Origin of the sequence: Streptomyces sp. WMMB 714 (genome assembly GCF_900090125.1) — a bacterium.
Lineage (GTDB): Bacteria > Actinomycetota > Actinomycetes > Streptomycetales > Streptomycetaceae > Streptomyces > Streptomyces daqingensis.
The window spans coordinates 1-26,888 of record NZ_FMHJ01000016.1; the positions used below are offsets into that span (position 1 = coordinate 1).

A 26,888-nucleotide genomic window follows, 5' to 3' on the forward strand; every position below is an offset into this window, starting at 1 on the left:
CCGCCGCAGAGGCCAGCCCTCCTCGACCACACAGCGGGCCAGACGCAGCCGTCCGGTCTCGGTCAACGGTGCGTTACGGTGCGGCATGAGGGCCTTCCTGGTCGCCAGGTGTGCGGTTTCGTCGCTACACACCAGGCCAGAAGGCCCTCACCCATTTCAAGATCACCTACCGGTGATCACCGTCACCAACCTCCATGGACAGAACACCTAGGGCGTGTCTCAAAGTCCCGTCTGGGCCGCGGTGCCTGGCACGCACGCTGCCTGCGTTGTCGGTCGTCGGCGCAGCCCGCTGCGCTCTCTCCCCCTCGGCCTCGCGGCCTGGGAGGTGCCCCCACCCTCCGCCTTGCGAACGCACGCACCAGACACCGCGTCCCCCCGGCCTACGGCCGGACGACGCTACTTTGAGACACGCCCTAGAGGCCGCTGCCGTCACGGGGCCACTCCTCGCGACGCCACGGGGTCACTCCTCGTGATCCTCCGGTACGCCTGTGAATCCGCGGCTTCCGGAACACGGGCAGGGGTCGGAAAACCACATGTGCGGGCGGGCGCGGGAGCCGTAGCTTCGCCGTATGGATGCACAGCGGATTCTCGACGCGGTCGACGAGGCGTTCACCCGTACCGGGGTGGCGACGCCTCCGTGGCCGAACCCCCGTTCCTGGGGGCAGGATCCGCTGGAGGAGGAGTACTCGCGGTGCGAGGACCCGGGCAAGTACCGCATTCTCCGGGCGCGCGGCGAGGCGTGGGCGGATGCCCTGACGGGTCTGGGCCTCGCCGCGGCCGAGCGCGGTGGAGAGGGTACGTGGCCGGACTGCCCGGACGGGGAGCCGGAACGGGTGGTGCGGGTGCGCCCTTCTGCGGAGTCGGCTCTCCCGCTCGTCCTCGGGTTCAGGGCGGTGGAGGACGAACCCGACGTCAGCGTCACGATCGGGGCCGGTGATCCGGCGGTGGCGGTCCGGACGCTGCCGGACTGCGGCTGCGACGCATGCGACAGCGGATCGGACGACCTGCTGGAGGAGTTCGACGACTACGTGTCCGCGATCGTGGGCGGCGACCTCGTGCAGCTCTCGGGGGAGCGCGGTTCGGCCGTCGCGACGGGCCGCGGTGCGTCGGCGTCAGGCACTCTCGCGCGGCGCGGCTACGTGGAGCTGCTGGAGAGGGTGCGCCGCGGGGAGAAGGTTCCCGCCGGTCTGCGTGCCGTCCACGGCGCCCGGTGGTGGTGACGGCCGACGCCCGGCGCCTGGGCGACCCCCGCGCACGAGGCCGCGTCGCCGTCGTGGTGGGCCGACCCAAATTCTGCTTATGGTTCAGGCATGTTCGACTCGCGGCACATACGGACGTTCCACGAAGTGGTGCGCGCCGGTTCGTACTCGGCGGCCGCGCGGACCCTCGGCTACACCCAGCCCGCCATCACGCAGCAGATGAAGGCCCTCGAACGGTCGGTCGGCACGCCGCTGTTCATACGGGCCGGCCGGAGGATGAGGCTCACAGAGGCGGGGGAGGCGCTGGAGAGGCACGCCGGGGAGATCCTGGAACGCATCTCCGCCGCACAGCACCAGATGTCCGCGATCACGCGGCTCCGTGCCGGACGGGTCCGGATGTGCGCGTTCCCCAGCGCCGCGGCCACTCTCGTCCCGGAGGCCCTCGCCCGGCTGGCCGCCGAACACCCCGCTGTACGCGTCGAGTTGCAGGAGGGCGAGCCGCCGGACTCGCTGCGCCGGGTCGTGGACGGCGAATGCGACGTGACCCTGGCGTTCACCTATCCCGGGCTGCACGAGCAGGTCCCGGAGGAACTGATCGAAATCCCGCTCATGGAGGACCAGTTGACGGTCCTCCTGCCGTCCGGGCATCCCATGGCGAGGCGCCGCGCAGTCAAGCTCGCCGAGCTCGCGGACGAGCGCTGGATCGCCGGGTGCCTGCGCTGCAGGGCCAACTTCCTGCACGAGTGCGCCGAGTTGGGCTTCGCACCGGACATCGCGTTCACCACCGACGACACCCTCGTCGTCCAGAGCCTCGTCGCGGAGGGGCTCGGCATCGCGATGATGCCGGGGCTCGTGCTGTCGTTCCTCGTCCACCGCAAGGTCACCGGGCGCGCCCTCGATCCCGCGTCCCGCCGCCAGGTCTCCGCGTACGTGCTGCGCGAGCACCTGGAGATACCGGCCACGGCCCTGGTGCTGGACGAGCTCAGGACGGTGTCGGCGAACCGGGTCGGCTGCTGACCGGGACCCGCTCCGCCGCACGGACCCGTCCGCTGCTCCGACCCGGTCCGCGGGCACGCCCCGCGGAGTCGGGGGCGTACCGCACGGCGTGGAACCCCGCGACGCCGACTCCTCGTCCATAAGCGCTGGTTGGGGAAGAGGCAACAAACCGTCGTTGGACGTGATGGTTCCGCGGCAGCACTCTGCCGTCATGGCCACTTCGACGACGCACCACACCGCGAGCGCCACCGGCAGGAGCACGCAGGCACCGACCTCGGCGCGGCTCGACGCCTTCGTGGAGGAGGTGCGCGAGGTGGTGGGGCGCGGCATGGCGCCCGACATCACGGCCTACCTCGTCGGCGAGAAGCTCGCCCCGCACCTGGGCCGCGAGGGCCCCGACGGCCTGCTCACGCCCGCGCAGCAGGAGGGCGACCCGGAGCGCTACCGCCAGCATCTGCTGCACGCCGAGTCCGACGGGAGCTTCTCCGTCGTGGCGCTCGTCTGGCTGCCCGGTCAGGCGACGTCCGTGCACGACCATGTGTCCTGGTGCGTCACGGGAGTTCACCGCGGCGAGGAGCACGAGCGGCGCTACCGGCTGCTTCCCGCGGAGGAGCCGGGAGGCAGCGCGCGGCTCGTCGCGACCGAGGACGTGGTCAACCCCACCGGCGCCGTGTGCGGCTTCGCGCCCCCCGGGGACATCCACCGGGTGTGGAACGGCTGCCAGGAGAAGGCGATCTCGATCCACGTGTACGGGGCCGACATCTCCCGGCTGGGGAGCAGCGTCCGGCGGGTGTACGAGCTGCCGGCGGACCGCTGATGTCGCTGCTGGGGGAGCGTCCCGACGCGTCCTCCGACACCGGTACGGGCGTCCGCGGCGACGGCGGGAACGCGCCGCGCAAGGCGCCCGGGGCCGGCGCCCGGACGACCGGCGCCGGTGGTTCCGCGGGACCGGAGCGGCCGCGGCCACCCGCACGGCCCGCGCAATCCGCGACGCCGCCGAGCATGCTGCCCGGACTGGCCCTCGCCGCACTGGGTGTCGCGGCCGCCGTCGCGGTGCACATGCTGCTGCCGCCGGTGCCGATGCTGACCGCTGCCGTGGTGCTCGGCATCCTCGCCGCCCACGTGCCCCTGGTACGTCCTCTCGTGCGCGGTGCGGCGCGACCCGGCCTCTCGCTGGCGGGGAAGCGGCTGATGCGGCTCGGAGTGGTGCTGCTGGGACTGAAGTTGAGCGTCGGCGACGTCCTCGGCCTCGGCTGGGCCACCGTCGCCATGGTGGTCGTCGTGGTCGCGACGACGTTCTTCGGCACGCAGTGGCTGGGCAGGCGGCTCGGCCTCCCCGGGGACCAGCCGCTGCTCATCGCCACCGGCTACTCCATCTGCGGAGCCTCCGCGATCTGCGCCGTCAGCGAGGTGCGCAGGAGCGAGGAGCGTGACGTGGCCGCCTCGGTCGCGCTCGTCACGCTGTGCGGCACGCTCGCCATCGCGCTGCTGCCGCTGCTGCACCATCCTCTGGGCCTGGACGACGGCCAGTTCGGCCGCTGGGTCGGCGCGGGAGTCCACGACGTCGGGCAGGTGGTGGCCGCGGCGCAGACCGCCGGTCCCCACGCGCTCGGCCAGGCCGTGCTGGTGAAGCTGATGCGGGTCGCGCTGCTCGCTCCGCTGGTCGCCGCGGTCGTGCTGTCCGTACGGGCCCGCCGTGCCGCCGCTCCGGCAGGGGGCAGCGGCGGTGACGGCAGCGGTGGTGACGGTGGGGAGGTCCGCCGCCCGCCCCTGGTACCCCTGTTCGTCGCCGGCTTCGTCCTCGCGGTCGCGCTGCGCACCACCGGATGGCTTCCCGCGGGCGCGCTGGAAGCGGCGCACACCGCGCAGGAACTGCTGCTGGCCGCCGCCCTGTTCGGCCTCGGCAGCGCCGTGCACCTGCCGACGCTGGCACGTACGGGGGGCCGCGTCGCCGCGCTCGGTCTCTTCTCGTGGGTGGTCATCGCGGGTGTCTCCTACGGTGGGGTGCTGTTGACCGCCTGAGGCGCGAGGAGCGGCGGCACGGGCGACGGCAAGGACGCGTCCCAACCCTCGTGCCGGGCACGGGGGTTGGGCTGGGCAGGAGCGGTGCTCCGGCCGGGGGTGCGGTCACGGCCGCCGGGACGTGTCCGCACGCCGGCCGCGAGCCGGGCTCCCCGCAGACGGCGGACGCGGCGCGGGTAGGCTGAACCGGTCGTTTCGCCGCCGCCCCGACCCTCCCGGAGACCGTGACTACCAGCGCATCCGCCTCCAGCCACCACCTCTCGCCGGCTTTCCCGGGGCGTGCGCCCTGGGGCACCGCGAGCAAGCTGCGCGCCTGGCAGCAAGGCGCCATGGACGCGTATCTCCAGCAGCAGCCACGCGATTTCCTCGCCGTCGCCACCCCCGGCGCGGGCAAGACGACCTTCGCGCTCACGCTGGCGTCATGGCTGCTGCACCACCACGTCGTGCAGCAGGTCACCGTCGTCGCACCGACCGAGCACCTGAAGAAGCAGTGGGCCGAGGCGGCGGCGCGGATAGGCATCAAGCTGGACCCGGACTACAGCGCCGGACCGCTCAGCAAGGAGTACCACGGCGTCGCGGTGACGTACGCGGGCGTCGGCGTGCGGCCGATGCTGCACCGCAACCGCGTCGAGCACCGCAAGACGCTCGTCATCCTCGACGAGATCCACCACGCGGGCGACAGCCGGTCCTGGGGCGAGGCCTGCCAGGAGGCGTTCGAACCCGCCACGCGCCGGCTCGCGCTCACAGGCACCCCGTTCCGCTCCGACACCAACCCCATCCCGTTCGTGGACTACGCCGAGGCCCCCGGTAGCACGGACGGCGTGCGGCGGTCGGTCGCCGACTACACCTACGGCTACGGCAGCGCGCTCGGCGACGGCGTCGTACGGCCCGTCATCTTCCTCTCCTACAGCGGCAACATGCGGTGGCGCACCAAGGCGGGCGACGAGATCGAGGCGCGGCTCGGCGAGCCGATGACCAAGGACGCGATCTCGCAGGCATGGCGCACGGCGCTGGACCCGCACGGCGAGTGGATGCCCGCCGTGCTGGGCGCGGCCGACCGGCGTCTGAGCGAGGTGCGCAAGTCGATCCCCGACGCGGGCGGCCTCGTCATCGCCAGCGACCAGGACTCGGCACGCGCGTACGCGAAGCTGCTGCGCGACGCCACCGGGGCCAAGGCCACGCTCGTCCTGTCCGACGACAGCGGCGCCTCGCAGCGCATCGAGGACTTCCGGGGCTCGCAGGACAGGTGGATGGTCGCCGTCCGCATGGTCTCCGAGGGGGTCGACGTGCCGCGGCTGGCCGTCGGGGTGTACGCGACCACGATCTCCACGCCGCTGTTCTTCGCGCAGGCGGTCGGCCGGTTCGTACGGTCCAGGAGGCGCGGCGAGACGGCGTCCGTGTTCCTGCCCACGATCCCCTCGCTGCTCGGCTTCGCCAACGAGATGGAGGTCGAACGGGACCACGTCCTCGACAAGCCGAAGAAGGCCGCGGAGGACGACCCGTACGCCGAGGAGGCGGACCTGCTGAAGGAAGCGGAGGGGGAACAGGACGAGGACACCGGCGACGGCGACCAACTGCCCTTCGAGGCGCTGGAGTCCGACGCCGTCTTCGACCGGGTCATGTACGACGGCGCCGAGTTCGGCATGCAGGCGCACCCCGGCAGCGAGGAGGAGCAGGACTACCTGGGGATTCCGGGGCTGCTCGAACCGGAGCAGGTGCAGACGCTGCTCCAGAAGCGCCAGGCACGGCAGATATCCCACAGCAGGAAGCGGCCGGCCGAGGAGGCGGACCTGCTGGAGCTGCCGGCGGACCGGCGGCCCGTCGTCACGCACAAGGAACTGCTGGAACTGCGCAAGCAGTTGAACAATCTCGTCGGCGCCTACGTGCATCAGAGCGGCAAGCCGCACGGCGTCATCCACAACGAGCTGCGGCGTGTGTGCGGCGGGCCGCCGAGCGCCGAGGCGACGGCGGGGCAGATCGAGGCGCGGATCGCGAAGGTGCGTGAGTGGGCCGTGCGTATGCGGTGACCCGCCGGAGGCGAGTCGCACGGGCACGCGCACGTTTCGCGGTGGTCGCTGGGGCGCGTGCGCGTCGTTGGGGTGCGGGGGCGTCGTTGGGGGTGCCTGCGCGTCCAGTCCCCTCCCGTCGTCCGGCGGCTCTCCCCGGGTCGGGTGGCGATGCGTTCCCGCGTCGGGGATTTCACTCTGTCCGCGGTCGACGGCGAGGCGGCTCTCGTGTGGGGACTCTCACGCTTGCAGGTGCCCTGGCCTGGGAAGACCCGCCGGGGGGCCCGGCCGGATGTTCCGGACCGGGGTGGATCCACCACCGCCGGGGGCCTTCACGCGCGCAGAAGGAGAGACCTCACACATGGCACCGGACCGCTGGGAGACACTGCAGCCGCTCTACCGGGAGGTGATGCGGCGGAACGCCGGCGACGTCGAGTTCCACCAGGCGGTCCGTGAAGTGCTGGAGTCGCTGGGCCCGCTGTTCGAGCGGCGGCCGGAGTTCCGGGAGGAGGCGATCGTCGAGCGGCTGTGCGAGCCGGAGCGGCAGATCGTCTTCCGCGTCCCGTGGGTGGACGACGCGGGGCGCGTGCAGGTCAACCGCGGTTTCCGGGTGGAGTTCAACAGCGCCCTCGGCCCGTACAAGGGCGGTCTCCGGTTCCACCCGTCGGTGAACATCGGGATCGTGAAGTTCCTCGGTTTCGAGCAGGTCTTCAAGAATGCCCTGACCGGCATGCCGATCGGCGGCGGCAAGGGCGGCAGCGACTTCGACCCCAAGAACCGCTCGGACGCGGAGGTCATGCGCTTCTGCCAGTCGTTCATGACGGAGCTGTACCGGCACCTCGGCGAGTACACGGACGTGCCGGCCGGCGACATCGGTGTCGGCGGGCGGGAGATCGGCTACCTCTTCGGGCAGTACAAGCGGATCACCAACCGCTACGAGTCCGGCGTGCTCACCGGCAAGGGCCTCGGCTGGGGCGGCGCGCAGGCCCGTACGGAGGCCACCGGCTACGGCTGCGTCCTCTTCGCCCGGGAGATGCTGCGCGCCCGCGGCGAGGACCTGGAGGGGCAGCGGGTGGCGCTGTCCGGTTCGGGGAACGTCGCGATCTACGCGGCCGAGAAGGCGCAGAAGTCGGGCGCCATGGTCGTGACGTGCTCCGACTCCACCGGGTTCGTCGTCGACGAGAAGGGCCTCGACGTCGAACTCCTCAAGCAGGTCAAGGAGGTCGAGCGCGGCAGGATCGCCGAGTACGCGGAACGCCGCGGCACCAGCGCCCGGTTCGTCCCGGACGGCAGCGTGTGGGCGGTCGACTGCGACGTGGCGCTGCCGTGTGCGACGCAGAACGAACTGACGGCCGAGGACGCCGTGCAGCTCGTGCGGAACGGGGTGAAGGCCGTGGCCGAGGGCGCGAACATGCCGACGGTGCCCGAGGGCGTGCAGGTGTTCCGGAACGCGGGTGTGGCGTTCGGTCCCGGCAAGGCGGCCAACGCCGGCGGCGTGGCCACCAGCGCGCTGGAGATGCAGCAGAACGCCTCCCGCGACTCGTGGACGTTCGCCCACACCGAGCAGCGGCTCGCGGAGATCATGCGCCACATCCACGACTCCTGCCACGAGACGGCGGAGCGGTACGGGGAGCCGGGCGACTACGTGACGGGAGCCAACATCGCCGGCTTCGAGATCGTCGCGGACGCGATGCTCGCGCAGGGCGTCATCTGAGGGGTGCGAAGCTGATCAGATGTGACCGGATTCTGGACAGAGTCTTCCGGTGAGCGGTGCGGGTCGCTAGGTTTGCCGGTCACACCACGCCCCATCCGGCAGCGACCCCCCTCACCCCACGTGCTGCCGATCACCGAGAAGAGGAGCGTCGTGACCGCGGAGACCTCCCAGACGCTCGACCGGGGACTGCGTGTCCTCAAACTGCTCGCCGACACCGATCACGGTCTGACCGTGACCGAACTGTCCAACAAGCTCGGCGTGAACCGCACCGTCGTCTACCGGCTGCTGGCCACCCTGGAGCAGCATGCCCTCGTCCGCCGCGATCTGGGCGGCCGCGCCCGGGTGGGCCTGGGCGTGCTGCGGCTGGGACGGCAGGTGCACCCGCTGGTGCGGGAGGCGGCGCTGCCGGCGCTCAGGTCCCTCGCCGAGGAGATCGGAGCGACGGCGCATCTGACGCTCGTCGACGGCACGGAGGCCCTGGCGGTCGCCGTCGTCGAGCCGAGCTGGACCGACTACCACGTGGCGTACCGCACCGGTTTCCGGCACCCGCTGGACCGTGGCGCAGCGGGGCGTGCCATCCTCGCCGGCCGCGGCCCCGACAAGGACCTCGGGCCCGGGTTCGTGCTCACGCACGGCGAGTTGGAGGCGGGCGCCGGAGGTGCCGCCGCGCCGGTGCTGGGCGTCACCGGCATCGAGGGAAGCGTCGGCGTGGTCATGCTCACCGACTCCGTCCCTCAGAAGGTCGGGGAGCGCGTGGTGCGGGCGGCGCAGGAGGTCGCCGACGCCCTGAGGTGAGGAACCCCGGCCGGGAGGAGCGGCCGCGGCGCGCATTGCTAGGTTGCCGGGGTGAACACACCCGCCACCCGCCCGGGTATCCGCTCCCGGCTCGTCTCCCTGGTGCGCTCGCCGCTGCGTCTGACGGCGAGGGGGCGCACGCTGGCGATCTGTGCCGTCCCGTTCGCCGCGCTGGTCGCCGTGGCCGCGCTGGCTCCGCTGCCGATGTCGCTCGCGCAGCCGGGGCTCACCGCGAACGTGCTGGGCGACAACAAGAGCAAGCCGGTCATCACGGTCTCCGGTGCGGACGGGCGCTCCGCGTCGCGCGAGGACGACGGGAAGCTGCTGATGACGACCATCGCGGCGACACCGCCGGACGCGACGGTGCGGCTGCCGCAGGTGCTGAGCAGCTGGTTCCGCACGGACCGGGCGGTCATGCCGAGCGAAGCGGTCTACCCGGAGGGTGAGACGACCGAAGAGGTCGAGAAGCACAACCAGGACGAGATGCGGCAGTCCCAGCAGGCGGCGGTCAAGGCGGCGCTGGGGCAACTGCACCGGTCCTCCCGCGACGTGCGGGTCTCGCTCCGCCTCGCCGACGTCGGAGGGCCCAGCGCGGGTCTGCTCTTCTCCCTCGGCGTCATCGACAAGATCGACGGCGACGGCAGCGGCGGCGGCCTCACCGGCGGCCGGACGATCGCCGGCACCGGCACGATCAAGGCGGACGGCACGGTCGGCCCCGTCGGAGGGGTGCCGCTGAAGACGAAGGCGGCCAAGCGGGACGGCGCTTCCGTCTTCCTCGTGCCGAAGGCCGAGTGCGCCGACGCGGAGGCCGAGCTCCCCAAGGGCCTGCGGCTGGTGCCGGTCACCGATCTCGACGGGGCGCTCGGCGCACTGAAGGCGCTCAGGAACGGCGGCAGGGTGCCGGGCTGCTGAGCCCGGCACCCTGCCGCGGGGCCGACCCGGCGCCCGTCAGCCGGTCTTGATGAAGCCTTCCTTCACGAGCCAGTCCTTGGCGACGTCGTGCGGATCCTGGCCCTCGACGTCCACCTTGGCGTTGAGCTCCTGCGCCATCTTGTTGTTGAGCTTCTTCGTGATGGGGGCGAGCAGCCCGGCGATCTCCGGGTGCTTCTTCATGGTCTCGCTGTTCATCTGCGGGGCGACGTTGTAGTTCGGGAAGAACTTCCTGTCGTCCTCCAGGAGCTTCAGATTCAGCGCCGGGATACGTCCGTCGGTCGAGGCGACCTCGCCGAAGAGGCACGGCTTGCCCTTCGCTGTCTGGGTGTAGACGACGCCGCCGGCCATCTTGTGGGTCTGCCCGGAGGGGAAGCGCATGCCGTACTTCTTCGCCATGCCCTTCAGCCCGTCCTGGCGGGCGGCGAACTCGTTGTCGACGCAGACGCTCGCCTCGTTGGGGTTCTTACGGGAGAACTCGGCCACGTCGGAGAGGGTCTTGATGCCGTACTTCTTCTGAAGCCTGTCGTTGATGACGAGCGCGTAGGTGTTGTCGAGTTCGGAGGGCTCCAGCCAGGTGAGGCCCTTGGCCCGGTCCTCCTTGCGTACGGCCTCCCACTGCTCCCTCGGGTCGGCCACGGGCTTGGTGTGGCCGAGGTAGGTGATCCAGGAGGTGCCGGTGTACTCGTACATGCCGTCCGCCGTGCCGGTCTCGACGGCCGAGCGCGCCCCGATGGAGCCCTGTACGGCGGTGCGGTCCACCACGTCGGCGCCCGCGGCGCGGAAGACCAGCCCCATGACCTTGCCGAGGATGATCTGCTCGGTGAACTCCTTGGACGTGACGGTCAGTTGGGCGCCCTCCAAGGGCCGCCCGGCCCCCACCTTCCCCGGCTGCACCCTGTCGCTCATCGGGCTGCCGCTGACCAGGCCGCAGCCGCTCAGCGTCCCCGTGAGGGCGAGGACCACCGTGGCGGCGAGTGCCTGCGTACGACCGGAGCTGCGCATCAGGACGATCCCTCCAAGCCGCGCGGGCGCAGCACAAGTTCGACGAGTGAGGCCAGCCAGTCGACCAGCAGGGCCAGGGCGACGGTGAGAATCGAGCCGAGCATCAGCACCGGCATCCGCTGGGTGGTGATGCCGGAGGCGATCAGGTCGCCGAGGCCGCCGCCGCCGATGAAGGTGGCGAGCGTCGCCGTGCCGACGTTGAGGACGAGGGCGTTGCGGACGCCCGCGAGGATCAGCGGTACGGCGAGCGGCAGTTCGACCTTGGTCAGCACGCCGATCGGGGACATCCCGATGCCCTTGGCGGCCTCCGTCAGCCCGGGGTCGATGTTGCGCAGCCCGGTGATGGTGTTGGCCAGCACCGGCAGCACCGCGTAGACGACCATGCCGATGACCGCGGTGGACTGGCCGATGTTGAGCCAGAACACCAGCAGCACCAGCAGCCCCAGCGAGGGCACGGCCTGCCCCAGGTTCGCGAAGGCCATGGCGACCGGCGTCGCCCGGCGCAGCAGCGGGCGGGTGAGGGCGATGCCCAGCGGTATCGCGATGATCAGCACGAAGAACGTGGAGATCGCGGTCATCTCGACGTGGTCGCGCAGCCGCAGCAGGACGATGTCGCCCGCGAGGGCGTTGCGCGTGATCGTGTCGAGCTGCGCGTCGCGGAACCACAGCCAGGTGCCCAGCATGACGAGGGCGAGAACGCCGGGCAGGACCGTCAGCTTCTGCCAGGTGATCCGGTCGCGGAGCCGTTCACCGGCGGGCAGTTCGGTGGAGGGCTCCGCGGGGGCGGCGACCCCTGAGCGGTCCTCGGCCGGATCCGCCGCGGTGTCCGCCGCCGGGTCCTCGGCGGTCGCGGTGCCCGCCGTCGTCCCCTTCGTCGCCCTCTCGTCCGTCTCGCTCTCGCTCACGATGTGAGGCCCTCCGTCGCCGCGTACGTGCGCTTGGCCTGCGCGCCGCTCACGCTGTGACGGTGCTTGATGGCCTCCAGCCGGTCGGCGTCGAGGAGTTCGTGCACGCAGTTCATCAGCGTCTCCAGGTCGACGACGCCCGTGTACTCGCCGCGCCTGCCGGTCACCGCGACGCGCCCGCCGCTGTCGGTGAGCACCGCCTCCAGCGCGTCGCGCAGCGTCGCGTCGCGTGTGACGGTGTCGTGCACGAGGGTGCCGGCGCGGGCCAGCGAGCCCTTGGCGTGGGTGAGGTCGCCGCGCCGCAGCCACTTGTACGGGCGCTGCTTCGGGTCGAGCAGCAGCACCTCGTTCGTCGTGCCGGAGCCGAGCATCTCCGCGATGCGCTCCAGGGGTTCGTCGACCGTGGCTGTCGGGACGTCGACCACCGCCACGTCCCGTACACGCGTGAGGTTGAGCCGCTTGAGCGCCGCTCCCGCGCCGACGAAGCCCGAGACGAAGTCGTCGGCGGGGTTGGTGAGGATGGCCTCCGGGGTGTCGAACTGCGCGATGTGCGACTGCTCGCGCAGTACGGCGATGCGGTCGCCGAGCTTGATGGCCTCGTCGAAGTCGTGCGTGACGAACACGATCGTCTTGCGCAACTCGTGCTGGAGCCTGATCAGTTCGTCCTGGAGGTGGTCGCGCGTGATGGGGTCGACGGCGCCGAACGGCTCGTCCATCAGCAGTACTGGCGGATCGGCCGCCAACGCCCGTGCCACGCCTACGCGTTGCTGCTGCCCGCCGGAGAGCCGTCGCGGGTAGCGGCCCTGGAACTCGGCGGGGTCGAGGCCCACGAGGTCGAGCATCTCGGCGACCCGCGCCTTGATCCTCTCCTTCGGCCAGCCCAGCATCTTCGGCACCTGGGCGATGTTCTGCGCGACGGTCATGTGCGGGAAGAGCCCGGAGGACTGGATCGCGTAGCCGATGGTGCGGCGCAGCTTCACCGCGTCGATGTCGGTGACGTCCTCGTCGCCGATGCGGATACGCCCCGAGGTGGGCTCGATCAGCCGGTTGATCATCTTCAGGAGGGTCGACTTGCCGCATCCGGAGGGGCCGACCAGGACGACGGTCTCGCCCGCATCTATCTCCAGGCCGACCTCGTCCACGGCGGGTGCCGAGGAGCCGGAGTAGCGCTTCGTCAGGCCCTCCAGGCGGATGGTGGCGCCGGAGGTCCTGGCCGCACCGGACGCGCCGGCCTCGGCGGTGCCCGGTTCCGCGGCCGCGCCGGGTTCCCGGGCCGTTCCGTTGTTCTGTGTCGTCCCGGAACCGGACGCTGCGGATGTCTCAGGCACGTATCCCCCTCGGGGTGGTCAGGCGTCCGACGACCACGTACGCGGCGTCGAAGAGCAGGGCGAGAACGACGATGCCGAGAGTCCCGGCGAGCACTTGGTTGAGGGCGTTGGCGCTGCCGAGCGAGGCCACGCCCCGGAAGATGGAGTTGCCCAGGCCGGGGCCGGAGGCGAAGGCGGCGATCGCGGCGATGCCCATGAGCATCTGCGTGGAGACGCGGATGCCGGTGAGGATCGGCGGCCAGGCGAGCGGCAGCTCGACCTTCAGCAGCTGCCTCGCGCGTGACATGCCGATGCCGCGTGCCGCGTCGACCAGGGCGGGATCCACGCCGCGCAGTCCGACGATCGCGTTGCGGACGATGGGCAGCAGCCCGTACAGCACCAGCGCGATGACGGTCGGTGCCACTCCCAGCCCGACGAGCGGGATCAGCAGACCGATCAGCGCCAGCGACGGCACGGTCAGGATCGTCGCCCCCGCCGTGGTGGCCAGGTCGCCCGCCCACTCGCTGCGGTAGGTCAGCACGCCGATCGCGACGCCCAGGACGGTCGCCACGACCATGCACTGGAAGACCGCGCTCGCGTGCTGGAGCGAATCCGCCAGCAACTGGATGTGGCGGTTGCCGAGATACTCCCAGAAGCTCACTCCGGTGCCCCTCGCGTCGTCACAGCGTCTCCGTCCGTCCTCGCCGCCGTACACACGGCGGACATGATCCCCTCGTACGCGCGAACGCCGTTCACCTGCCGTTCGGCCGCGCCGCGTGCTCTTTTGCCCACGGGTGGGCGATCAACGCGTCACGAGTTCACAACAGAGGCTTCCCGCCGCCCGCGGCCTCGGCCGCCTGGCGCACCAGCGGCACGATCCGCAGCGGCACCGGGTTCTCCATGACGATGGCCGTCGAGGCGCGCATGATGCCCTCGAAGCCCACGACGCGGTCGATCACACGTTGCAGATCCGCGTTGGACCGTGCCACGAGGCGGCAGAGCATATCCCCGTGCCCGGTCGTCGTATGCAGCTCCAGCACTTCCGGTACGGAGTCGAGGTGCGCCCGCACGTCCGTGCCCTGCCCCTGCTTGATCTCCAGGGTGGCGAAGGCGGTGACGGGGTAGCCGATTGCCGCCGGGTCGACGTCGGGCCCGAAGCCGCGGATCACCCCCGCCGACTTCAGCCGTTCCAGCCTGGCCTGCACCGTGCCGCGTGCCACCCCCAGCCGCCGGGACGCCTCCAGGACCCCGATCCTCGGTTCGTCCGCGAGGAGTTCGAGCAGCTTTCCGTCGAGTCGATCGATACCCAAGGCTTCCCCCTCCGCGTTCAAGTTTCTGGGCACCTTGTACAGATCGACCGGGTAATACGGGTGATCACTATGCAAGGTGCTCAGTGAATACGCGAAGTATTGCGCACCTTGTGGAACGGCGGGAGCCTGAAGTCATGACTGAGACCCACGCAGCTCCCGCGCCGGCATCGCACGAGGACGCCCGGCAGGCCGACCCGTTCCCGGTGAAGGGGATGGACGCGGTCGTCTTCGCCGTCGGCAACGCCAAGCAGGCCGCCCACTACTACTCGACGGCCTTCGGCATGAGACTCGTCGCGTACTCCGGTCCGGAGAACGGCAGCCGTGAGACCGCCAGTTACGTGCTCGAATCGGGCTCCGCCCGGTTCGTCTTCACCTCCGTCATCAAGCCGTCGACCGACTGGGGACGGTTCCTCACCGAGCACGTCGCCGCCCACGGCGACGGCGTCGTCGACCTGGCCATCGAGGTGCCCGACGCACGCGCCGCGTACGAGTACGCCGTCTCCCAGGGCGCGCAGGGCCTCGCCGAGCCGCACGAGGAGAGCGACGAGCACGGCACCGTCGTGCTCGCCGCCATCGCCACCTACGGCAAGACCCGGCACACGCTCGTGGACCGGTCCCGCTACAACGGCGCCTTCCTCCCCGGCTACGCCCCGGCGCAGCCGATCGTCGAGCCCGGCAAGCGCAACTTCCAGGCGATCGACCACTGCGTGGGCAACGTCGAACTCGGCAAGATGGACGAGTGGGTCGGCTTCTACAACAAGGTCATGGGCTTCACGAACATGAAGGAGTTCGTGGGCGACGACATCGCCACCGAGTACAGCGCGCTGATGTCCAAGGTCGTCGCCGACGGCACCCTGAAGGTCAAGTTCCCGATCAACGAGCCGGCGATCGCGAAGAAGAAGTCGCAGATCGACGAGTACCTGGAGTTCTACGGCGGCGCGGGCGTCCAGCACATCGCGCTCGCCACGAACGACATCGTCTCGACGGTGCGCGCGATGCGCGCCGCCGGCGTCCAGTTCCTGGAGACCCCCGACTCGTACTACGACACGCTCGGCGAGTGGGCCGGTGAGACCCGCGTCCCCGTGGAGACGCTGCGGGAGCTGAAGATCCTCGTCGACCGCGACGAGGACGGCTACCTGCTGCAGATCTTCACCAAGCCCGTCCAGGACCGGCCCACGGTGTTCTTCGAGATGATCGAACGACACGGCTCCATGGGCTTCGGCAAGGGCAACTTCAAGGCGCTGTTCGAGGCCATCGAGCGCGAGCAGGAGAAGCGCGGCAACCTCTGACGCCGCCAGAGCCCCGAGCGGGCCGTACGGACCGGGCAGCCGGTCCGTACGGCCCGCACCGCTCTCCGGCCCCTCCGGCTCGGAAGCCGCTTCCCAGGAGCCCCGGCGGCGCCCCGCTCGCCGGTACGCGCTCCTGCCCCCGCCGGCCTGCGCTTCCGTCCTCCCGCGGCTGCTCCGCCCGGCCTTCCCCGCGGCTCCCCGCGGGTGCGAGGGTGAGAGGCATGAGCGAGCTGACCGCACGGCTGCGGGAGGGCCTTCCCGCGGACGCCGTCCTCACCGACCCGGACGTGACCGCCTCCTACGCCCGCGACATGGCCGACTTCTGCCCCGCCGGGACACCTGCGGCCGTCGTCCTGCCGCGCAGCGTCGAGGAGGTACAGCACGTCATGCGGACGGCGACCGCGCTGCGCGTCCCCGTCGTGCCGCAGGGCGCGCGAACGGGCCTGTCGGGCGCGGCCAACGCCGCCGACGGCTGCGTCGTCCTGTCGCTGCTGCGGATGGACCGGATCCTCGAGATCAACCCCGCGGACCGGACAGCGGTCGTCGAGCCGGGCGTCGTCAACGCCGTGCTGACGCGAGCCGTCAACGAGCACGGCCTGCACTACCCGCCGGACCCCAGCAGCTGGGAGCAGTGCACGATCGGCGGCAACATCGGCACCGCCGCCGGCGGCCTGTGCTGCGTGAAGTACGGAGTCACGGCGGAGTACGTGCTGGGCCTGGACCTCGTCCTGGCCGACGGCCGCCTGATGTCCACGGGCCGGAGCACCGCCAAGGGCGTCGCCGGCTACGACATGACCCGGCTCTTCGTCGGCTCCGAGGGCAGCCTCGGCGTCGTCGTACGGGCGGTGCTCGCGCTCCGGCCCCGCCCTCCACGGCAGCTCGCCCTGGCCGCCGAGTTCCCCTCCGCGGCGGCGGCGGGCGACGCCGTGTGCCGGGTCATGGAGAGCGGCCACGTGCCGTCCCTGATGGAGCTGATGGACCGTACGACGCTGCGTGCTGTCAACGACCTCACGAAGATGGGGCTCCCCGAGTCGACCGAGGCCCTGCTGCTGGTGGCGTTCGACACGCACGACCCGGGGGCCGACCTCGCCGCCGTGGGCGAGCTGTGCGAGGCCGCCGGCGCCTCGCAGGTCGTACCGGCCGAGACCGAGGCCGAGTCGGAGATGCTGCTGCAGGCCAGGCGCAGCGTGCACTACGCGCTGGAGGCGCTGCCCGGCACCACCATGATCGACGACGTGTGCGTGCCGCGCTCCAGGCTGGCCGACATGCTGGAGGGCACGGCCGCGGTCAGCGAGAAGTACGGCCTGACGATCGGCGTCTGCGCCCACGCCGGCGACGGCAACACCCACCCCACCGTCTGCTTCGACCCGGACGACGAGGACGAGACGCGGCGTGCGCACGAGGCGTTCGACGCCATCATGGCCCTCGGCCTCGACCTCGGCGGCACCATCACGGGCGAACACGGCGTGGGCGTGCTGAAGAAGGAGTGGCTGGCACGTGAACTCGGCCCGGTGGGGCTGGAGATGCAGCGCGGCATCAAGCAACTCCTCGACCCGCTGGGCCTGCTGAACCCGGGCAAACTGTTCTGACTCCGCGCGGGCACGCCCCTCGCCCTCGTCACCCACGGGGCACGGAGGACTGCCCGGTGCACCGCCGGCCGTGAGGGGCGTCCCGTGCCCGGCGTCCCCCAGGGCAACAGCCGTACGGCAGCGGCGACTTGCGGCGCCGTGCGGGGCGTGGCCCTGCCGGGGACCGCTTCGGATGACGCGAACGAGTGAACTGCGGGGAGTGCCGCGTCACACCTCCGCATCACCCGACTCGTCGGACGGCAGGCGCGCGTCGTCGCCGGACGCCGTCTCCATGAGCCCCTTCAAGGCCGCGTCCATGCCCAGGATGCCGGACTCGCGCCCCGGCGGGACCAGCCGCAGAGTGCGCTCGAGCCAGCCCGAGACCACGGACGAGGGCATCTCCAGCAGCGCGTCCCCGTCCGGCGACGACAGCGCCACGCAGACGAGGTCGCGGCCCTGCACCTTCGCCGGCCACGCCCTCACGTCCCCCTCGCCGCAGGGCCGGAAGACGCCCTCGACCAGCAGCTCACGCGCGAAGGTCCAGGTGACCGGTGCCCCCGGCCCCACATGGAAGGCGACGCGCACGGCGTAGGGATCCTCCGCGCGGTACGTCAGCAGCGCGTGTACGGGCAGGCTGCGCTCGCGGGAGAGCACCAGCCGGATCTCCACTTCGCTTTCGACGAGCATGTTCATCGGAGCGCCCCTTTCGCAATCACGAGGCCAGGCGCGCAGCCTGAGGTGGCGTGCACTGGAAGAGAGGGCCCGGGCATTGGTTCGTCACGCGTCTTCGCTTCATTCTTCCTCCGTGGAGGGAGTACGCGTCCAGCTGGGGTGGGCAAGTCGTCTGCCCTGTCTGGTAGATGTGGACACTACGCTTCACTATTGCCTCCGCGCGGGGTAACTGCACAGCACGTAAGCAACACGACGACACAACGGTCGAACAGATACGGGACCTGGACTATGAGTGCGCCTCTCTCGGGGACCGGTGGCGGCCCTGCCCCCGGCTTCTATCCGGATCCGTCCATCCCCGGCTACATCCGCTACTGGAACGGGTCCTCCTGGGTGCCCGGCACCAGCCGTCCCGAACCCGCCGAGGGCGAGCCGATGCCCTCGCCGCCGACCGCCGAGGCGGCGTCCACGGCCATCTCCTCGGCGCCGCCCGCCTCCAGGGCGGAACCCGCCCCCACGGAGGAGACGGGCCCCGTCTTCCTCGACGAGGACAACACGGGCGCCGGCGTCGCAGGACAGAGCGGCACAGACCCCGGCAACGGCGGCGCGGAGACGGGCGGCCGGGTGCCGCCGGCCCGAAGTGGCAGCTCCCTCCCGGAAGTTCGCCCCCGCGGCGAGGTGGAACAGGCGCAGGGCGAAACGCTCGACTGGGACGACCCGAGCCGCCTGCACGGCCGCCGCCCCGAGCCCGCCTCCGCATGGCAGGCCGACGCCTCCCGCCAGGAGGGCTTCGCGAGACGGAGCGAGGAGCGCGTCTCGTGGGGCCGCGGTGAGCGCGAAACCGCCTCAGCGGACGGCACTTCGGGTGTCGCGAGCGCCGATCCCCGTGGCGGATGGGGCCGTTCCCCCGAGGAGGCAACCGCGGGGGGAAGCCCGTCCGGCGGTGCGGATGCGGTCGGCACCGGCACGGGCGCCGAGGGCGGGGAGAGCGGCGGGGGAGCGGGGAGCGCCGGACGGCCCGCCGCGGGCGCCACGCCCGGCGCCGAGCAGCCGCCGGTCCCCGAGGGCACCTTCCAGATGCGCGCGATGAGCGCCGAGGATCTGCGCAACGCGGCGCGCGCCCGCCAGGCCGGCGCGTCCGCCCCGGTGCCGGACCACACGGTGGGGCTGCGCCGCTCGGACGTGGCGGCCCAGCGCAGGAACGACCAGGCACACCAGTCGGCGGCCTCCCTGCCCGCGCAGAGCACCCCCGCGCAGTCCGCTCCGGCCCAGCCGCAGCTTCCGGCCCAGCCGCAGACGCCCTCGCAGCCACCGGCGCAGGTTCAGCCTCCCGTCCAGCAGGCGCCCGGCCCGGCCCCCGCCGCGCCGCAGCAGCAGGGCCCGCCCGCCGTCCCCCAGAGCCCGCAGCAGCCCGCCTGGGCGCAGCAGGTGCAGGACCTCGCGGGCCGGAACCAGGGCGTGGGCGGCGACGCCTCCGGCGCCCCCGGCGTTCCCGCCCCGGGCGCGCCCTTCGCCCCGCAGGGCGGCGCCGAGCCCGTCACGCCGTGGCGGCCTCCCGTCTCGGACCCGTTCCTGCGGGCGGCCCAGCAGGAGGCCCGTCCCGCCGCGCTGGGCAAGCGGTTCGGCGCCCGCGTCGTCGACGGCCTGTTCACCTCTGCCGTGGGGGCCGGTGTCGCCTTCCTCTTCACCGGTCAGGCCGTGGACCACATCGAGGCGAAGATCGAAGCCGTCCGGCAGGCGGGCAGGACGGAACAGGTCTGGCTGATCGACGGCACCACGGGCGTCTACCTGGCCGCCGTCCTCGGCGCGCTGGTCCTCTTCGGCCTCCTCTACGAGGTGCTGCCGACCTGCCGCTGGGGCCGCACTCTGGGCAAGAAGCTGTTCGGGCTGCGCGTGCTGACCATGGAGCAGCAGGACAAGCCGGGCTTCCGCAGCGCGTGCACGCGCTGGCTGGTGCACGGCGCCCTGTCGGTTCTGGTGGTCGGCGTCGTCAACGTCATGTGGTGCCTCTTCGACCGCCCGTGGCGCCAGTGCTGGCACGACAAGCTGGCCGGCACCTTCGTCTCGAAGGACTCCGGGGAGATCCGGCTGTAGGGCTTCCGAGGGCGGCCGGGCTCTCCGCGGACCGCCGCGGCGCCTGCGCGGCCGCCTTCGCGCGTGCGGGCACCGCCCGTCCGGCCGCCTCCCGGCCCCTCCGGACTCCGGAGCGTCCCAGGCGCCTCACTCCGATGACGCACGCCGGATGCGGGGCCGTCCGGCGCGCGTTCCACTCGGCCCATGAGCTCGGATCAGCCGGACCCCGACCCGTTCCGCAAGCGGGACGCCCCGCAGGAGCCGCCGGAGGAGAAGCCCGGCGGCCCCTCGGGGCCCCCGCCGTCGTACGGCGGCGGCCCGTACGGCAGCCCGCCTCCGCCGCCCGGCGGTGCGGGCCCGGAGGGCGGCCCCTACGGCGGCGGCCCGTACGGGCACTACGCGGGCGGCCCCTACGGCAGCAACCCCTACGGCGACATGAGCGGCGCCGCCGATCCGCTCGCGGGCATGCCGCCCCTCGCCTCGCGCGGCAAGCGGCTGCTGGCGAGGATCATCGACGCGCTGCTCATCGGCATCCCCCTCGGTCTCGTCTTCTGGCTCACGCAGGGGGACTGGAACTCGGTCGACGACGGCCGGACCTACACGCAGCAGGGCATCTACTCGCTGGTGTACCTCGTCTACGAGGGCCTGATGCTGACGACCTCGGGTCAGACGGTCGGCAAGAAGCTCATGAGGATCCGGGTCGCGATGCTCGCCGACGGCGACGTGCCGCGCGGACTGCCGGGCTGGGTGCGCACGCTCGTCTACCACGTGCCGCCTCTCGTCCCCTGCGTCGGCTTCCTCTTCTGGCTGGTCAACGTGCTCTTCTGCACGTGGGACAAGCCGTACCGGCAGTGTCTGCACGACAAGGCGGCCAAGACGGTGGTGGTGGAGACGGGCTGAGCCCGTGCGGCGTCGCCACGTGCCGCAGGACCGCGCCGCGAAAGGCGCGCGGCCACATGACGGAACTCGCGACGGCAGCGCGTGTGACGGCAGCCCGTGTGACGACGGGACGCGTGACGGCAGCCCGTGTGACGGCAGCCCGTGTGACGGCAGCCCGTGTGACGACGGGACGTGTGACGAGGGGCCGCGTGACGGCAGGGACCGTCGCGCGTCCCTCCGGCGGCCCGACGGGCCGCAGTCGCTCAGTGACGCAGGGACGGCTCGGCGAGACGGCGCCCGGCCCGGCCGGAGCGGCCCGCCGCGACGGCCGGGGCCGCCGTGCCGTGCCGCGCGTGCACCCGGGAGCCCGCGGCGACCGTGGAGGCGCGTGCAGGCGCCTGCCCCGTGCTCGCAGCTCCGTGTGACCGCCGGGACCTCGCCGTACCGGGTGCGGTGAGGGCCACCACGACGCCGAGGGAGAGAGCCGCCACCGCGATCACCGCGACTCCGGCCCCCGACGGGGACTTGGAGAGCAGGAGCATCGCGAGGGTCGAGCAGATGACGGTGACCGAACCGTAGGCGAACTGTGCTGGGGTCGGACGCGGCATGGCGTGATCCGTCCTCGGGAGACATATCGGGGGTGGGCCGGTCGATCGATCCGGCGCTGAAAGCTCTCGTAAGACTCTACGACCGGGATGCCCGGCCACACCCAACGGTAAGCGTGAGCCCGGCCACGTCGGCGTTGCACAGGGGGCGCACAGTCGCACGGGGTTCGGGCCGTCCCAACTGATGGACATACGGGGGTACTTGGTCGAGCGGGACGAATCTGTGCATCAGGGTCTGTCTTTTCTCCCTCTGCTGCTATGAAATACCTCCTGTCACATCACTCCACAGGGGAGGGCACCGCAGAGGTGAACGGCAGACGGCGATCCAAGAGATCGAGAGCAGCCACGCTGGCGACGGCAGTCGCCGCGATAGGCGCGACCGCACTCATACCCGCGAGTGCGGCCCAGGCCCAGCCGGCCGACGCGCCGCAGGCGTCCGCACATCCCGCAATGCAGTCCGGGCTCCTGCAGCCCGGCACGCCGGGCCAGCGCAAGGCCGGGCACAGCGAGGACAATCTGAAGGGCCCCTTCGACGCCGAGCAGGACGCTCAGCGCCAGGCCGCCCTTGAGCAAGTCGCCAGCGGCGACGCCAAGTTGGTGGACCGCAAGGGATCCAAGGTCGCGAAGCTCGACAGCGGCAAGTACGTCGAGCTGGGGCGCGAGAAGACCGACAGGATCTTCACCATCCTCCTCGAGTTCGGCGACAAGGTCGACGAGAAGTACGGCGGCGAGCCCGGCCCCGTCCACAACAAGATCCCGGCGCCGAAGCGCGAGGACGACAACTCGACGTACTGGAAGAAGGACTTCGACCAGAAGCACTTCCAGGACCTCTACTTCTCGGACAAGACCGAGGACTCGGTCAAGAGCTACTACGAGAAGCAGTCCTCCGGCCGCTACTCCGTCGAGGGCGCCGTCTCCGACTGGGTCAAGGTCGACTACAACGAGGCGCGCTACGGCTCCAACTACTGCGGCGACACCAACTGCCCGACCGTGTGGGACGCCGTCCGCGACGGCGTGAACCAGTGGGTCGAGGACCAGAAGGCGGACGGCAAGACCGACGAGGAGATCGCCGCCCAGCTCGCCGAGTACGACAAGTGGGACCGCTACGACTACGACGAGGACGGCAACTTCGACGAGTCGGACGGCTACATCGACCACTTCCAGTTCGTCCACGCGGGCGAGGACGAGTCGGCCGGCGGCGGTGCCGAGGGTGAGAACGCCATCTGGGCTCACCGCTGGTACGCGTACGGCAGCGACGCGGGCAAGACCGGTCCCGAGGAGAACAAGGCCGGCGGCACCGAGATCGGCGACACCGGCATCTGGGTCGGCGACTACACCGCGCAGCCCGAGAACGGCGGACTGGGCGTCTTCGTCCACGAGTACGGCCACGACCTGGGCCTGCCCGACCACTACGACACCACCGGTGAGGGCGAGAACTCGGTCGGCTTCTGGTCGATCATGTCCGTGGGCTCCTGGCTGAACAAGGGCAAGGACGCCATCGGCGACTCCGCCGGCGACATGAACGCCTGGGACAAGCTGCAGTTGGGCTGGCTGGACTACGGCAAGGCGAAGGCCGCCACCAAGTCCACGCACAAGCTGGGCACTCACTCGTACCAGACGAAGAACAAGCAGGCCGTCATAGTCGAGTTGCCCGAGAAGGACGTCACCACCACCATCACGAAGCCCGCCGAGGGCGAGAAGCAGTGGTGGAGCGGCAGCGGCGACGACCTGCGCAACACGCTCAGCCGCAGCGTCGACCTGACCGGCAAGTCCAAGGCGTCGCTGGACCTTCAGGGCTGGTGGGACATCGAGGAGAACTACGACTTCCTCTACACCGAGGTCTCCGAGGACGGCGGCGAGACGTGGACGCCGATCGACGGAACGGCCGACGGCAAGCCCATCCCGCGGGACGGCAGCGACCAGCCGGCGCTCTCCGGGGTGTCGAAGTCGTACCTCGATCTCTCGTACCCGCTCGACGAGTTCGCAGGGAAGAAGATTGATGTTCGCTTCCGTTATCTGACGGACGGTGGGGTGGCCCAGAAGGGCTTCGCCGCGGACGCGATCAGCATCACCGCCGACGGTGAGAAGGTCTTCGAGGACGGCGCCGAGGGCGACGACGACAACGGCTGGGCCACGAAGGGCTTCTCGCGCATCGGCGAGTCCTTCACGAAGCCGTACGCGCAGTTCTACCTCGCCGAGAACCGCAACCACTCCTCGTACGACAAGGCGCTGAAGTACGGGCCGTACAACTTCGGTTGGGCCTCCACGCGACCCGACTGGGTCGAGCGCTACGCCTACGAGAAGGGGCTGCTGCTCTGGCTCTGGGACACCTCTCAGCTGGACAACAACGTCTCCGCGCACCCCGGCGAGGGCCTGATCCTCCCGGTGGACGCCCACGCCAAGCCGGAGAAGTGGTCGGACGGCAAGCCGCTGCGGAACCGCATGCAGGCCTACGACTCCCCGTTCAGTAAATTCGCCTCGAAGGGGATCACTCTCCACAACGACGGCGAAGCCGTGAAGGTCAAGGGCAAGAAGGGCGTCTCGGTCTTCGACGACCGCAAGGGGACGTACTGGTACAAGTCCAACCCGACGGCCGGGGTGAAGGTGCCGGACACCAACACCCAGGTCAAGATCCTCAAGCAGTCCCGCTCGGGTAAGACGATCACCCTTCAGGTGAGACCTTCCACAAATTAATTTGCATCGTTGCAGGTCAAAACATGATCGGCCGTTGCCCCCCTGGCGGGCGACGGCCGATCGCGTTTAGATGCACGTGACGGACCTTCGCGGAGGTCCACCGGAACAGTTCTCGCGGGGGTGTTGTTGATCATGGCTGGAGGCGGATTCGTCCAGCTGCCGGACGGAAGCGTGATCGTCGCGCTGACGCTGCCGGTGCCGGTTCAGCGGCTGCACAGGCAGCCTGAACCGGTCACGGGGGAGACTCCGCACGCGGGCCGGGAGGCGGTCGCCGAGGACCGTGCGCCCGGGCCGGGTGCCGTGCGCCAGGGCCGCGCGGGCGGCGCCTACGACGGTCTGGAGCGCCGGGGCCGCCGCTGGTCGGCGCACGCCGACGAGCCGCACACGGTGCGTGCCGTCTCGTCGCGGCCGTACGGCGACGAGTCGCGCGTCCGTGTGCTGGTCCACTCGCTCAACCGTGCTCGCGCCCTGACCAGGCTGCGGAACCTGGGCATGCGGTCGGTCTACCTCCGCGGCAACGCGGAGCCGCCCACAGCGGACGAGATCACAGCGGTGCTGCACCACCCCGACGGCCTGGTCTGGCGCATGACGCCCGGCGACGACCGCGAGGCGTGGCACCCGATCGAGTCCCTGCTGCGTCCCCCGCACCGGGTCCGTACGGGTTAGGGCCCCTTCCGGCTCCTTCCGGCCCCCTCCCGGCCCCTCTGCCGGGGCCCACGGGCTCAGGAGCAGCCAGGGCCGCCTGTCGGGTCGCTCGCGGCCGCACCCTCACGTCGGGAGCCCCCGCGCGATGGCGGGGGCTCGGGCGTGCGCGGGCGTCCGCTCAGCCGTCGGCCAGCACCGGCGTGCCGGTCAGGTCCACACCGGCCTCGCGCAGCTGCTCGATGGCGTGCTGCGTGGTTCCCGGGGCGACGCCCGCGGTGAGCCCCAGCAGTACGCGCGTGCTGAAGCCCTCCGAGGCGGCGTCCAGGGCGGTCGCGCGCACGCAGTGGTCGGTGGCCACGCCCACGACGTCGACCTCCCGCACGTCGCGCTGCCGCAGCCACTCGGCGAGCGGGACGCCGTGCTCGTCCTCGCCCTCGAAGCCGCTGTAGGCGGCGGTGTAGGCGCCCTTGCTGAAGACCGCGTCGATCGAGCCGGCGGCCACCGCGGGGGCGAAGTTGGGGTGGAAGCCGATGCCCTCGGTCCCGGCGACGCAGTGCGGCGGCCAGGAGTGCTCGAAGTCGGGGTTGTCCGAGAAGTGGTCGCCCGGCTCGATGTGGTGGTCGCGGGTCGCCACGACGTGGTCGTAGCCCGTGGAGGCGTCGCCGATCAGGTCGGTGATGGCAGCCGCCACGTCCGCACCGCCCTTGACCTCGAGGCTTCCGCCTTCGCAGAAGTCGTTCTGCACGTCTACGACGATCAGTGCCCGGTGCATGTGATGCCTTTCGGGGGGTCTGGGCGGTCGGGAACGTCGGTCGGGCCCGACCCTATGGACTGCGCGGCCTTCGCGGGAGGTCCCACGCACACGATGTCACCCGCGCAACACCGGCGCCCGGTGCGTCAGGCGTACTCCGTCGGCAACACCGGCTCCCCGCGCGAGAGTTGCATCGCCGACATCGGCAGCCCGGCGAGCGCCTCCTTGTGGCGGTCGCGGACGGCGTCGAGCCCTTCCCTCGCGACGACCTTGCCGCCGCGGACGAGTTCCACCTGGAGCAGACGGTCCGCCAGCTCCTCCGGTACCTCGCCCGTGCCGACGACCTCGGCCATCGCGACGCCGTCCTCGTCCAGCTGACGCGCCGCCCATTTGGCGCCGCCCGGCGAGGTCTTGCCGCCCATGGACTTCTTCGCCACGGGACGCAGCGGTGCGCCGGGCGCGTCGGAGTCCGCGCGGGCGACGAGCTTGTAGACCATCGCGGCCGTGGGGTGGCCGCTGCCGGTGACGAGCTGGGTGCCGACGCCGTACGCGTCGACGGGCGCCGCCGCCAGCGAGGCGATGGCGTACTCGTCGAGATCGCTGGTGACCACGATCTTCGTCCGCGTCGCGCCGAGTTCGTCGAGCTGGTGGCGGACGCGGTGCGCGAGCAGCAGCAGGTCGCCGGAGTCGATGCGCACGGCACCGAGGCCGGGTCCCGCGACGTCGACCGCGGCGCCTACGGCCTCGGTGACGTCGTACGTGTCGACGAGCAGCGTGGTGCCGCTGCCGAGGGAGTCGACCTGCGCGGTGAAGGCGCCGCGCTCGCTGTCGTGGAGCAGGGTGAAGGAGTGCGCGCTGGTGCCGACGGTGGGGATGTCGTAGCGGAACCCGGCGGCGAGGTCGGAGGTCGAGGTGAACCCGCCGACGTAGGCGGCCCGGGACGCGGCGACCGCGGCCAGCTCGTGCGTGCGCCGCGCCCCCATCTCCACCAGGGGGCGCCCGCCCGCCGCGACCGCCATGCGGGACGCCGCGGCGGCGACCGCGGAGTCGTGGTTGAGGATCGAGAGGACCACCGTCTCCAGCAGTACGCACTCCGCGAAGGTGCCCTGGACCCGCATCACGGGGGAGCCGGGGAAGTAGACCTCGCCCTCCGGGTAGCCGTGGATGTCGCCCCTGAAGCGGTACGAGGAGAGCCATTCGAGCGTGGGCTCGTCGACGATGCCGCGCTGCCTGAGGAAGTCGAGCACCTTCCCGTCGAAGGAGAAGTTCTCCACCGCGTCCAGGACCCGGCCGGTGCCGGCGACCACCCCGTAGCGGCGGCCCTCCGGAAGCCGGCGTGCGAACACCTCGAAGACGCACTGCCGTTCGGCGGTCCCGCCGCGCAACGCGGCCTGGAGCATGGTGAGTTCGTACTGGTCGGTGAAGAGCGCCGTCGACGGCACGGCCACCGGCAGTCCCCTGTCGGCCATGGTCACTTGAACTCCTCGCATCGGCGGGCCCCCGGGAGGGGCGGGACACGCCCGAGC

23 protein-coding genes are annotated in these 26,888 nt (G+C 71.4%); 14 read left to right on the top strand and 9 right to left on the bottom strand.

The features are described 5' to 3' along the window. The first annotated feature begins 569 nt into the window (after positions 1 to 569). The 8 genes from H181DRAFT_RS24725 (at position 570) to H181DRAFT_RS24760 (ending at position 9,644) form a co-directional block, all read left to right on the top strand. Complete coding sequence (locus tag H181DRAFT_RS24725; RefSeq protein WP_052708720.1) at positions 570 to 1,220, top strand: DUF6226 family protein; 651 nt, start codon at positions 570 to 572, stop codon at positions 1,218 to 1,220. 90 nt (positions 1,221 to 1,310) lie between these two features. Continuing rightward, positions 1,311 to 2,216 carry a LysR family transcriptional regulator gene (locus tag H181DRAFT_RS24730; RefSeq protein WP_045866653.1) on the top strand — a complete coding sequence of 302 codons (906 nt, stop codon included), beginning with the start codon at positions 1,311 to 1,313 and terminating at the stop codon, positions 2,214 to 2,216. Positions 2,217 to 2,406: 190 nt separating this feature from the next. Next, entirely contained in the window at positions 2,407 to 3,012 is a 606-nt protein-coding gene (locus H181DRAFT_RS24735) for a cysteine dioxygenase family protein (RefSeq protein WP_045866771.1), read from the top strand. A gap of 185 nt (positions 3,013 to 3,197) precedes the next feature. Next, entirely contained in the window at positions 3,198 to 4,217 is a 1,020-nt protein-coding gene (locus H181DRAFT_RS24740) for a YeiH family protein (protein ID WP_045866772.1), read from the top strand. 224 nt (positions 4,218 to 4,441) lie between these two features. Next, complete coding sequence (locus tag H181DRAFT_RS24745; RefSeq protein WP_045866654.1) at positions 4,442 to 6,244, top strand: DEAD/DEAH box helicase; 1,803 nt, start codon at positions 4,442 to 4,444, stop codon at positions 6,242 to 6,244. Between the two features lie 340 nt (positions 6,245 to 6,584). Next, positions 6,585 to 7,937, top strand: a complete 1,353-nt coding sequence (gdhA, locus tag H181DRAFT_RS24750) for an NADP-specific glutamate dehydrogenase (RefSeq protein ID WP_045866655.1) — start codon at positions 6,585 to 6,587, stop codon at positions 7,935 to 7,937. Between the two features lie 150 nt (positions 7,938 to 8,087). Then, complete coding sequence (locus H181DRAFT_RS24755; RefSeq protein WP_045866773.1) at positions 8,088 to 8,732, top strand: IclR family transcriptional regulator; 645 nt, start codon at positions 8,088 to 8,090, stop codon at positions 8,730 to 8,732. Between the two features lie 120 nt (positions 8,733 to 8,852). Further along, positions 8,853 to 9,644, top strand: coding sequence for a S16 family serine protease (locus H181DRAFT_RS24760; protein WP_045866774.1), 792 nt, complete (start codon positions 8,853 to 8,855; stop codon positions 9,642 to 9,644). A gap of 36 nt (positions 9,645 to 9,680) precedes the next feature. On the opposite strand, the gene H181DRAFT_RS24765 is transcribed toward H181DRAFT_RS24760, so the two are convergent. The 5 genes from H181DRAFT_RS24765 to H181DRAFT_RS24785 all read right to left on the bottom strand — a co-directional run bounded on the left by H181DRAFT_RS24765 (position 9,681) and on the right by H181DRAFT_RS24785 (position 14,189). After that, positions 9,681 to 10,667: a glycine betaine ABC transporter substrate-binding protein gene (locus H181DRAFT_RS24765; protein WP_045866656.1), complete on the bottom strand. Its 987-nt coding sequence runs from the start codon at positions 10,665 to 10,667 to the stop codon at positions 9,681 to 9,683. Continuing rightward, positions 10,667 to 11,428, bottom strand: a complete 762-nt coding sequence (locus H181DRAFT_RS24770) for an ABC transporter permease (RefSeq protein ID WP_045866775.1) — start codon at positions 11,426 to 11,428, stop codon at positions 10,667 to 10,669. Before H181DRAFT_RS24770 ends, H181DRAFT_RS24765 begins: the two co-directional genes overlap by 1 nt. A gap of 140 nt (positions 11,429 to 11,568) precedes the next feature. Continuing rightward, positions 11,569 to 12,765 carry an ABC transporter ATP-binding protein gene (locus H181DRAFT_RS24775; RefSeq protein ID WP_074468044.1) on the bottom strand — a complete coding sequence of 399 codons (1,197 nt, stop codon included), beginning with the start codon at positions 12,763 to 12,765 and terminating at the stop codon, positions 11,569 to 11,571. A 127-nt stretch (positions 12,766 to 12,892) separates the two neighbouring features. Then, entirely contained in the window at positions 12,893 to 13,540 is a 648-nt protein-coding gene (locus H181DRAFT_RS24780) for an ABC transporter permease (protein WP_045866658.1), read from the bottom strand. A gap of 157 nt (positions 13,541 to 13,697) precedes the next feature. After that, entirely contained in the window at positions 13,698 to 14,189 is a 492-nt protein-coding gene (locus H181DRAFT_RS24785) for an Lrp/AsnC family transcriptional regulator (protein ID WP_045866659.1), read from the bottom strand. A 134-nt stretch (positions 14,190 to 14,323) separates the two neighbouring features. On the opposite strand from H181DRAFT_RS24785, the gene hppD reads away from it, so the two are divergent. Further along, complete coding sequence (hppD, locus tag H181DRAFT_RS24790; protein WP_045866660.1) at positions 14,324 to 15,478, top strand: 4-hydroxyphenylpyruvate dioxygenase; 1,155 nt, start codon at positions 14,324 to 14,326, stop codon at positions 15,476 to 15,478. Positions 15,479 to 15,699: 221 nt separating this feature from the next. After that, positions 15,700 to 17,067 (top strand): FAD-binding oxidoreductase, encoded by a 1,368-nt coding sequence (locus H181DRAFT_RS24795; RefSeq protein ID WP_045866661.1) that lies wholly within the window; start codon positions 15,700 to 15,702, stop codon positions 17,065 to 17,067. Positions 17,068 to 17,274: 207 nt separating this feature from the next. Here H181DRAFT_RS24795 and H181DRAFT_RS24800 read toward each other — a convergent pair whose 3' ends face one another. Then, positions 17,275 to 17,739 carry an SsgA family sporulation/cell division regulator gene (locus H181DRAFT_RS24800; protein ID WP_045866662.1) on the bottom strand — a complete coding sequence of 155 codons (465 nt, stop codon included), beginning with the start codon at positions 17,737 to 17,739 and terminating at the stop codon, positions 17,275 to 17,277. Between the two features lie 267 nt (positions 17,740 to 18,006). On the opposite strand from H181DRAFT_RS24800, the gene H181DRAFT_RS24805 reads away from it, so the two are divergent. Together H181DRAFT_RS24805 and H181DRAFT_RS24810 are read left to right on the top strand one after the other, a co-directional pair. Next, complete coding sequence (locus tag H181DRAFT_RS24805) at positions 18,007 to 19,809, top strand: RDD family protein (RefSeq protein ID WP_045866663.1); 1,803 nt, start codon at positions 18,007 to 18,009, stop codon at positions 19,807 to 19,809. A gap of 183 nt (positions 19,810 to 19,992) precedes the next feature. Further along, entirely contained in the window at positions 19,993 to 20,688 is a 696-nt protein-coding gene (locus H181DRAFT_RS24810; RefSeq protein WP_045866664.1) for an RDD family protein, read from the top strand. A gap of 242 nt (positions 20,689 to 20,930) precedes the next feature. Here the strand turns inward: H181DRAFT_RS24810 and H181DRAFT_RS24815 are convergent, their stop codons facing one another. Continuing rightward, positions 20,931 to 21,275, bottom strand: coding sequence for a hypothetical protein (locus tag H181DRAFT_RS24815; protein WP_045866665.1), 345 nt, complete (start codon positions 21,273 to 21,275; stop codon positions 20,931 to 20,933). A 447-nt stretch (positions 21,276 to 21,722) separates the two neighbouring features. Here H181DRAFT_RS24815 and H181DRAFT_RS24820 point away from each other — a divergent pair, with 447 nt between their 5' ends. Both H181DRAFT_RS24820 and H181DRAFT_RS30070 read left to right on the top strand, forming a co-directional pair. Beyond that, positions 21,723 to 23,966, top strand: a complete 2,244-nt coding sequence (locus tag H181DRAFT_RS24820) for an immune inhibitor A domain-containing protein (RefSeq protein ID WP_254666961.1) — start codon at positions 21,723 to 21,725, stop codon at positions 23,964 to 23,966. Positions 23,967 to 24,353: 387 nt separating this feature from the next. After that, positions 24,354 to 24,632, top strand: coding sequence for a hypothetical protein (locus tag H181DRAFT_RS30070; protein ID WP_074468045.1), 279 nt, complete (start codon positions 24,354 to 24,356; stop codon positions 24,630 to 24,632). Positions 24,633 to 24,789: 157 nt separating this feature from the next. On the opposite strand, the gene H181DRAFT_RS24830 is transcribed toward H181DRAFT_RS30070, so the two are convergent. Both H181DRAFT_RS24830 and H181DRAFT_RS24835 read right to left on the bottom strand, forming a co-directional pair. Beyond that, positions 24,790 to 25,383 (bottom strand): isochorismatase family protein, encoded by a 594-nt coding sequence (locus H181DRAFT_RS24830; protein WP_045866667.1) that lies wholly within the window; start codon positions 25,381 to 25,383, stop codon positions 24,790 to 24,792. Positions 25,384 to 25,508: 125 nt separating this feature from the next. Continuing rightward, positions 25,509 to 26,837 carry a nicotinate phosphoribosyltransferase gene (locus tag H181DRAFT_RS24835; RefSeq protein WP_107068841.1) on the bottom strand — a complete coding sequence of 443 codons (1,329 nt, stop codon included), beginning with the start codon at positions 26,835 to 26,837 and terminating at the stop codon, positions 25,509 to 25,511. Between the last annotated feature and the right edge of the window lie 51 nt (positions 26,838 to 26,888).

Bases quoted from the DNA above. Each gene is read 5' to 3' on its own strand.
- H181DRAFT_RS24725 (WP_052708720.1), top strand. From the start codon at position 570: ATGGATGCACAGCGGATTCTCGACGCGGTCGACGAGGCGTTCACCCGT.
- H181DRAFT_RS24730 (WP_045866653.1), top strand. From the start codon at position 1,311: ATGTTCGACTCGCGGCACATACGGACGTTCCACGAAGTGGTGCGCGCC.
- H181DRAFT_RS24735 (WP_045866771.1), top strand. From the start codon at position 2,407: ATGGCCACTTCGACGACGCACCACACCGCGAGCGCCACCGGCAGGAGC.
- H181DRAFT_RS24740 (WP_045866772.1), top strand. From the start codon at position 3,198: ATGCTGCCCGGACTGGCCCTCGCCGCACTGGGTGTCGCGGCCGCCGTC.
- gdhA (WP_045866655.1), top strand. From the start codon at position 6,585: ATGGCACCGGACCGCTGGGAGACACTGCAGCCGCTCTACCGGGAGGTG.
- H181DRAFT_RS24765 (WP_045866656.1), bottom strand. From the start codon at position 10,667: ATGCGCAGCTCCGGTCGTACGCAGGCACTCGCCGCCACGGTGGTCCTC.
- hppD (WP_045866660.1), top strand. From the start codon at position 14,324: ATGACTGAGACCCACGCAGCTCCCGCGCCGGCATCGCACGAGGACGCC.
- H181DRAFT_RS24795 (WP_045866661.1), top strand. From the start codon at position 15,700: ATGAGCGAGCTGACCGCACGGCTGCGGGAGGGCCTTCCCGCGGACGCC.
- H181DRAFT_RS24800 (WP_045866662.1), bottom strand. From the start codon at position 17,739: ATGAACATGCTCGTCGAAAGCGAAGTGGAGATCCGGCTGGTGCTCTCC.
- H181DRAFT_RS24805 (WP_045866663.1), top strand. From the start codon at position 18,007: ATGAGTGCGCCTCTCTCGGGGACCGGTGGCGGCCCTGCCCCCGGCTTC.
- H181DRAFT_RS24810 (WP_045866664.1), top strand. From the start codon at position 19,993: ATGAGCTCGGATCAGCCGGACCCCGACCCGTTCCGCAAGCGGGACGCC.
- H181DRAFT_RS24815 (WP_045866665.1), bottom strand. From the start codon at position 21,275: ATGCCGCGTCCGACCCCAGCACAGTTCGCCTACGGTTCGGTCACCGTC.
- H181DRAFT_RS24820 (WP_254666961.1), top strand. From the start codon at position 21,723: ATGCAGTCCGGGCTCCTGCAGCCCGGCACGCCGGGCCAGCGCAAGGCC.
- H181DRAFT_RS24830 (WP_045866667.1), bottom strand. From the start codon at position 25,383: ATGCACCGGGCACTGATCGTCGTAGACGTGCAGAACGACTTCTGCGAA.